This is a genomic window from Mycobacterium sp. 1245805.9 (genome assembly GCF_001672915.1).
Taxonomy (GTDB): domain Bacteria; phylum Actinomycetota; class Actinomycetes; order Mycobacteriales; family Mycobacteriaceae; genus Mycobacterium.
Genome location: NZ_LZKR01000203.1, coordinates 24,594 through 31,371, shown reverse-complemented (window position 1 = coordinate 31,371; position 6,778 = coordinate 24,594). Strand labels below are relative to the sequence as shown.

Sequence of the window (6,778 nt, the reverse complement as noted above, 5' to 3'; positions counted from 1 at the left end):
GCGGCGTCGTGATGACCGGCACCCGGAAATGCCCCGACAGCGTGGTGGTGCCCGCCGGGATGTTGGCCCCGCCGCCCGCGACCGATGCACCGAGCCCCGCGCCACCCGCGGCTCAAGAGCCGCAGGAGGTTCCCGCGCCGCCGGCCGAGCCGCCCGCGGCCGCGCCGCCGCCGGCACAGGCTGCGCCACCGTTCCAGATCCCGCGGCTCCCGCGAATCCCCGCGATCCCGGCCCTGCCGCCGATCCCCGGGATCAACGAACCGATCCCGGGCTTCCCGGAAATCCCGACCTTATTAAGCCAGCTCGGCCCCCGCGTCCACTGAATCAGGTTCCGCTGGGGCGCTTTTCGCCCTTGTTCTCCTCGGCCGCGGCCTTCTTCAGCTCTTCGTTCAGGGCCTTGTCCTGCTCGATTTGCTCTTTGTAGGCCTCGGCGTCCCTGCCCTCGTCGTCGTCCTGCTGATCCGAACGGGCTTCCGAGCCGGCGTCCGAGTCGGCACCTTCAGGCGTCTCGCATTTCGGGTTGCCCTCGTCGTCCAGCCAATCGTTGACCGCCGTGCCGGTCACCATCGCGCCGGACCCCGGCAGCACCAGGGTGGGACGGTCCTCGTAGGCCGTCATCATCTCGGCGGCCTTTTCCTTGTGCTCCTCGTTCGGCTCCGGCTTTTCGGTTGCCTGCTGATCGTCTTTCTCGCCCGAGTCCTGGTCGGTTGCCTGCTGATCGTCTTTTTCGCCCGACTCCTGGTCGGTTGCCCGCTGGTCTTCTTCCTGGCCGGCCACTTTGTCGTCCTGCACGCTCATGACGTACCCCCTTTGGAGTCGCAGCGACTATCCCCGGGGGTTACCCGCTGTGGCGGCGGGCCGAAACTCTCGTCACTCCGATCGGCCGCGCTTGACCAGCACCACCGTCGCGATCGGAATCCGCATGGGCTCGGGCGCGTTTGACAGGCGTCCAGCAACGGCGGTCTCCAGGTGCTCGACGAACGCGGTCGCTCGCGGGTCACCGGCACCGCCGTTCAGCCCGCCCACCAGGGCCGGAAAGAGCGCGGCCCGCGCGAACGCCGCCCATTGCGCGCCGAAAGCGTTTGCGTCGTCGTCAATTTGGAGCCGGGCCCAGAATCGGTCCTCGGCGTTGAAAGTCTCGAGGTGTTCGATCGTCAGGCCCTCGAACCGCCCGCTCGGCGCGAAGGGGGCGCGAAAGTCCTTCTCGGTGCGGGCGAATGTGGGAATGGCCATGCGGCGCACCTCCTCCTCGCCGAGCAGGCCGTCGCGCGCCTGATCGGCCAGCGCCGCGCCGATCGCGTCGAGCAGCGGCCGGAAGCCGGACGTGCCGTCATCGTCGACGGCCGACGTCATCACCACCAGCCGCCCGCCGGGAACCAACTCGCGCCCGCGGAACGCCACGAAGTCGTTCCAGTCGACGGCGGCCTGGTGCGCGTAGGCGGCGCGGGCCGCGTCGTTGCCGCTGTAGCCGACGTGTACGTGATCTTCTAGCTCGCACGGGATCCGGCTCACCCACTGCGTCGCCCACGACGTCCAGCCGAGGTTGACCGCGTTCGACGGCAGGATCTGGCCGTAAAAGGACCGCCCGATCGCCGAGGCGAAACTCGCTGTGTCGGAGTGCAAATAGCTGTCCGGGTCGTCGGACACGGTCCGAAACAGCGCGGTGAAGTCGTTGTCCGGGACATCGGTGTGCGCCACCAGGATGGCGTGGTCGTGGCGGGTGCGACGGCGCAGCACCGCGATGCCGGCCGACATCGGCTTCAGCGAGTTGTGCCCGTTGGCGGCGCCATAGTCGGCGACGACGATCGGCTGGGGCACCGCGGGGATGGGCACCTGTTCGGCGGCGCGCTCGAACAGCGCGATGCCCTGGGCCAGGCCGGCGGCCTGCAGCCGCGAAGACTGGGTGTAGGTCGCGCTGTGGGTCGGCTCTGGCCGGACCACGATGCTCGACTCGGGCAGTCGACGTTCCGGCCGCATGCACCAACGATAGTCAGTTCGGCCCGGGATAGCTGACCCCGGTGAGCTGCTCGGAAAGCTCCCAGAGTCGCCGGCAGTCGTCCTCGTTCTGGGCGAGCTTGGGCACCCGGGCGAGCGCGACCCCGCCGCCGGCCAGCTCCTGGAACCCGCGGGGCCCGTAGAAGACGCCGCCCTCGGCGTGCGGCGCGGCGGCCGCGTACAGCGCCGGCAGGATCCCCTCGTCGATCTCCTGCCACAAGAACGGCGTGAACCGCCAGGACGCCTTGTATAGCCGCTCCATCAGCGCGGGCCGTTCGCGGCCGTGCGAGGGCCCGGCGATCTGCAGGTTGGTCTTGGTCAGGCCGGGGTGCGCGGCGTTGGACACGATGCCCCAACCACCCGCGCGGCTGCGCCGGTCCAGCTCGAGGGCGAACATCAACACCGCCAGCTTCGACTGGCCGTAGGCCGACATGGCGGCGTAGGACTTCTCGAACTGCGGGTCGTCGAAGTGGATCTTGCCGCTCTGGCGGGCGGCGAGGCTGCTCAGCGAGACGATGCGGGCGCTCTTGGCGGCGCGCAACAGCGGCAGCACGTGACCGGTGAGGGCGAAATGCCCGAGATGATTACTGCCGAACTGCAATTCGAAGCCGTCGTCCGTGGTGTCGCGGTCCGGTGGCGTCATGACGCCGGCGTTGTTGATCAGGATGTCGATCGGGCGGCCCTCGGCGTTGAGTTGTTCGCCCAGCGCGGCGACGGAGGCCAGCGACGACAGGTCGAGGGACTTGATGGTCAGCTTGGCGTCGGGAACCGTGGCGCGGATTTCCTCGATCGCCTTTTCGCCTTTGGCGCGGTTGCGGATCGCCATCACGACGTCGGCGCCCGCGGCCGACAGGCGCCGCGCCAGCCCGAACCCCAGGCCGCTGTTGGCTCCGGTGACGATTGCCAGCTTGCCCGACAGATCGGGAACCGTGGCGACGAGATCGTTGGCCATGCGTTTCACTCCTCTCGTATGAGCCCCGTCTTAGTCTGCTCTTTGTGTCGCGGTCAGCGAACCCCTGCGGCAACCTGATCGCCGCGGCCGCCGCGCGCGCGCTGCCCGCGCTCGCCTTCCCGGCGCCGACGTGGTGGTGGCTGGCCTGGGTCGGCCTGGTGCCGCTGCTGTTGGTGGTGCGGGCGGCGCCGTCCGCGCGGGCGGCGGCGGCGCGGGCGTGGTGCGGTGTCGCCGGGTTCGTGCTGGTCACCCAGTACTGGCTGGTGGGCAGCGTCGGCCCGCTGCTGGTGGTGTTGGCCGCCGGGGTGGGCGCGCTGTGGCTGCCGTGGGGGTGGCTGGCGCACCGGTTGTTGTCGGCGCCCGTCGGATTTCGGCGCACGGTCGCGGCCGTGCTGGTGCTGCCCAGCGCGTGGGTGCTGGCCGAGGTCGCGCGGTCCTGGCCGCCGCTGGGCGGCTCGTGGGCGTCGCTGGGCGCGTCGCAAGCCGCGCAGCCGGTGACGCTGGCGTCGGCGTCGCTGGGCGGGGTGTGGTTGACGAGTTTCCTTGTCGCCGCGTGCAATACGGCTCTGGTCGGGGTGCTGGTGCACCGCGACGCGTTGGGTCGTGGCGTGGCGCTTGGGTGCGCGGTGGCGTGCGTCGCTGTTGGCCCGTTGTGGTATGCGGTGGGCCCGTCGCCGGCCGGCGGCGCTCCGTTGCGCGTCGCGCTGGTGCAGCCGGGGGAGATCGCCGACTCCGGCGACCGCCTGGCGGCCGGCGAGGCGCTGACCGCGGGGCTCGTCGGCGCGCGCCTCGATCTGGTCGTCTGGGGAGAAAGCAGCGTGGGATCCGATCTCGCCGGCCACCCCGAGGTGTTGGCCCGGCTCGCCGACCTGTCGCGGCGGGTCGGCGCGGACCTTCTGGTCAACGTCGACGCGCCCGCGCCGGGCGGCGGCATCTACAAGTCGGCGGTGCTGATCGGGGAGACCGGGGTGCTGGGCAGTTACCGCAAGACCCGGCTGGTGCCGTTCGGCGAATACGTCCCGCTGCGATCGCTTTTCGGCTGGATCACCCGGCACAGCCGGGCCGCCGCCGAGGACCGGCAGCGCGGGACCGGCCCGGTGGTGCTGCACGCCGGCGACCTGCGGATCGGGCCGCTCGTCAGCTACGAAACCCTGTTCTCCGACCTGGCTCGGCGGGAGGCGCGGCTCGGCGCCGCGTTGCTGGTGTACCAGAGCTCCACGTCGTCGTTCCAGGGCAGTTGGGCGCAGCCGCAGCTGGGAGCCCAGCCCGCGATCCGCGCCGCCGAAGCGGGCCGCCCGGCGGTGCACGCCGGACTGTCCGGCGACAGCTCGGCCTTCGACGCCCGGGGCCACCGCCTGGCCTGGTGCCCGTCCGGATTCCGGGGCGTGACCGTGGTCAGCGTCCCGATGGGGTCGACCGTCACGCCGTACCAACGGCTGGGGGACTGGGTGCCGGTGCTGGCGTCGGTGATCCTCGTCGGCTTTGCCCTTTTTCGCTGGCACCGCCTGGCACGCGGTGTCACACTGCGTGGATGACCAGCAGACGGCTCGCGAAGATTTCGCTGTCCAGCGCCGTCGTGCTGATGGTCGTGTCGGTCGCCGGCTTCATCGCCGCGCTGGTGGCCAACGCGTTCTTTTTGGACAAGTACAACGCCTATGGCGAGGTGCCGATCCCGGGGTCGAACAGCCTCTACCTGCCCGCCGGCGAGGTCACCGTCAGCCTGCACGCCCTCGTCGTCGGCAGTTCCAACGGCGGCCTGCCGGTGCCGCCGCTCGGGGTGACGATCGCGCCGCCCGAGGGGGTTGCGCAACCGGCGGTCAGCGAAAGCATCGGCAGCACAACGACGGTCAACAACGACGCGCACGTGCGGGTGTGGGTGGCCCAGATTCCTGCTGCCGGCACCTACAACATCACCACCGACGGTCAGGTCAACGGGTACATTAATCCGCGACTGGCGTTCGGCCACAAGAGTTCCTACGGCTTTCTGGTCTGGTTGTTCGTGGGGCTGTTCGTGGCCGGACTGGTCGGTTCGATCCTGTCCGGCATGTGGCTGTCGCGCACCCGGCGCAAGGCGGTGGTGGCGGCGAATCCGTTCCACCAGACGCCGATGCCGCCGCCTCCGATGACTCCGGTGGAACCCAGCGACGAGGGGGTCCGCCTCGAGCGGCTCAAAACGTTGGCGGCGCTGCGGGATTCCGGGGCATTGACCCCGGCGGAGTTCGAGGCCGAGAAGCGCCGGATCCTGGAGGGGCATTGATGCGCCTGAACGCTAGGATGTCGGCCCCGACCGCGATACGATCCGCCCTGACAGGTTGCCCGGGGGGTTGGGGAGGTGGCTCATGTCGGAGGTGACCGCCACGCCGCACATGTTGGCGGCTGCGGCCGGGGATCTGGCCTCGGTTGGATCGACGATGCGCGCGGCCAATGCGACCGCGGCGGCCGGGACCGCGGGAGTCGACGCTCCGGGCGCCGACGAGGTGTCGGCGTTCGTGATGGCGATGTTTTCCGCGCACTCGAAGGCCTATCAGGCCGCCAGCGCCCAGGCGGCTTCCTTTCACGACCAGTTCGTGCAGGCCTTGCGCGACAGCGCGGGAGCGTATGCGAATACGGAGGCCGCCAACGCATCGCCCCTGGACAAGGTGGCGGGCGTGTTCGACGCGGCCAGCAAGAGTCCCGCCGGGCGCCTGATGGGCAACGCCGCCGCAGCGAATGCCGGGCAACATGGCGGCGGGCCGGTCGTCAGCGCCGCCCCCGCCGGGACCAGCAGCAACGCGATGGGCGGCGGCGCCGCCGGGGCCGGCGCGCAGGGCCACACGGCCGCGATCGGTGGCGCTCAGGGCGGCAATGGCGGCGGCGGCGGGGCTAGCGGTGTCGCTGCCGGTGACGGCGGCGGGCCCGGCGGCGGGTCTGGCGGCGGCGGGTCTGGTGGCGGCGGCGGGGGCAGTGCCGGCGACATCGCTCCATCGGGTGGTGTCGTCAGCGCCGGCGGAGCGACCGCCGCGGCGGCCGTCCCGGCCGCTTGGGCGCCCGCGGCGGCCGCCGGCCCAGTCGCGCCGGCCATCGCGGCGACGCCTCCGGCGGCGCCCGCCGTCATGGCTGGCTACTCGGCTGCGGCGGGGCTGCCGATGCTTGGCGCGGACGGCCTCGCCGGGCATTCCACCGCCGTCGGCGGCTTGGGCGAACCGGTGGCACCGGCGGCCCCCGCCGCCCCCGCACCTCCGCCCATCCCAACGGCGCCCAAGGCGCTGCACCACGGCGGCCCGGCGCAGCCGGGCGATGCCGCGCACCCGGATCACTCGGATCGCGACAAACCGCCTGTGCCCCTTCCCATACCGCCGCTTCGGCTGCGAAGCCTTCGGGGGTTGCGCGACAAGCTGCGATTGGGGCTGCGAGACAAGGACGAATGGCGCAACGAACTTCGCGAGGCCGCCACCAGCAAGCCGTGGGGGCGCGACGAACTTCTCGGCGCTCTCGGTCTTCGGCCGCCCGCGAACTAACGCTTTTGTCGCGGACGTTGCGTCAGCGCGTCGATTCGATGGCGCGCAGCAGTTCGTGCAGCCGTGGTGCGTCGGCGCTGTGCGTGTACGCGCCGAGCCAGTCGGTGAGCTTGGCCACGAGTTCGGACGGCACCGGCACCCGCTGCCGTGCCATGGTTTGCAGCGCCGTGTCGATCGCGGTGTACGACTCGCCCGAACCGATCGCGGCGTAGAACCGGCTGCGGTCGCGGTCGGTGAGTAGCGGGCTGATCGCATCAGCCAGCTCCCACGCCAGGTCGGATTCGGCCCTATCGTCCACGGCCTCAATTGTCGTTGGCCCGCGCCGTTTCTGCTG

Annotated in this window: 6 protein-coding genes and 2 pseudogenes; 3 read left to right on the top strand and 5 right to left on the bottom strand. The window is 71.2% G+C overall.

Annotated features, from left to right (window positions below; all coding sequences use genetic code 11):
• From A9X00_RS32885 to A9X00_RS25885, 4 genes and pseudogenes are all read right to left on the bottom strand, one after another.
• A pseudogene (locus A9X00_RS32885) lies at positions 1-76 on the bottom strand (hypothetical protein); the annotation flags it as partial.
• Positions 77-324: 248 nt separating this feature from the next.
• Complete coding sequence (locus tag A9X00_RS32880) at positions 325-621, bottom strand: hypothetical protein (protein WP_067160121.1); 297 nt, start codon at positions 619-621, stop codon at positions 325-327.
• 249 nt (positions 622-870) lie between these two features.
• A complete protein-coding gene (locus tag A9X00_RS25890) occupies positions 871-1,977 on the bottom strand; it encodes an SAM-dependent methyltransferase (RefSeq protein ID WP_067160102.1) in 1,107 nt (368 codons plus the stop codon).
• Between the two features lie 13 nt (positions 1,978-1,990).
• The gene (locus tag A9X00_RS25885; protein WP_067160099.1) at positions 1,991-2,947 is read right to left on the bottom strand and encodes an SDR family oxidoreductase; all 957 of its coding nucleotides are present in this window, start codon (positions 2,945-2,947) and stop codon (positions 1,991-1,993) included.
• A 44-nt stretch (positions 2,948-2,991) separates the two neighbouring features.
• On the opposite strand from A9X00_RS25885, the pseudogene lnt reads away from it, so the two are divergent.
• From lnt to A9X00_RS32635, 3 genes and pseudogenes are all read left to right on the top strand, one after another.
• Positions 2,992-4,483: pseudogene (gene lnt, locus A9X00_RS25880) on the top strand (apolipoprotein N-acyltransferase); the annotation flags it as partial.
• Entirely contained in the window at positions 4,479-5,204 is a 726-nt protein-coding gene (locus A9X00_RS25875) for an SHOCT domain-containing protein (protein ID WP_067160093.1), read from the top strand. The pseudogene lnt and the gene A9X00_RS25875, both read left to right, overlap by 5 nt.
• 82 nt (positions 5,205-5,286) lie before the next feature.
• Complete coding sequence (locus A9X00_RS32635) at positions 5,287-6,444, top strand: PE family protein (protein ID WP_067160090.1); 1,158 nt, start codon at positions 5,287-5,289, stop codon at positions 6,442-6,444.
• A 22-nt stretch (positions 6,445-6,466) separates the two neighbouring features.
• Here A9X00_RS32635 and A9X00_RS25865 read toward each other — a convergent pair whose 3' ends face one another.
• Positions 6,467-6,742, bottom strand: coding sequence for a hypothetical protein (locus A9X00_RS25865; protein ID WP_067160087.1), 276 nt, complete (start codon positions 6,740-6,742; stop codon positions 6,467-6,469).
• Between the last annotated feature and the right edge of the window lie 36 nt (positions 6,743-6,778).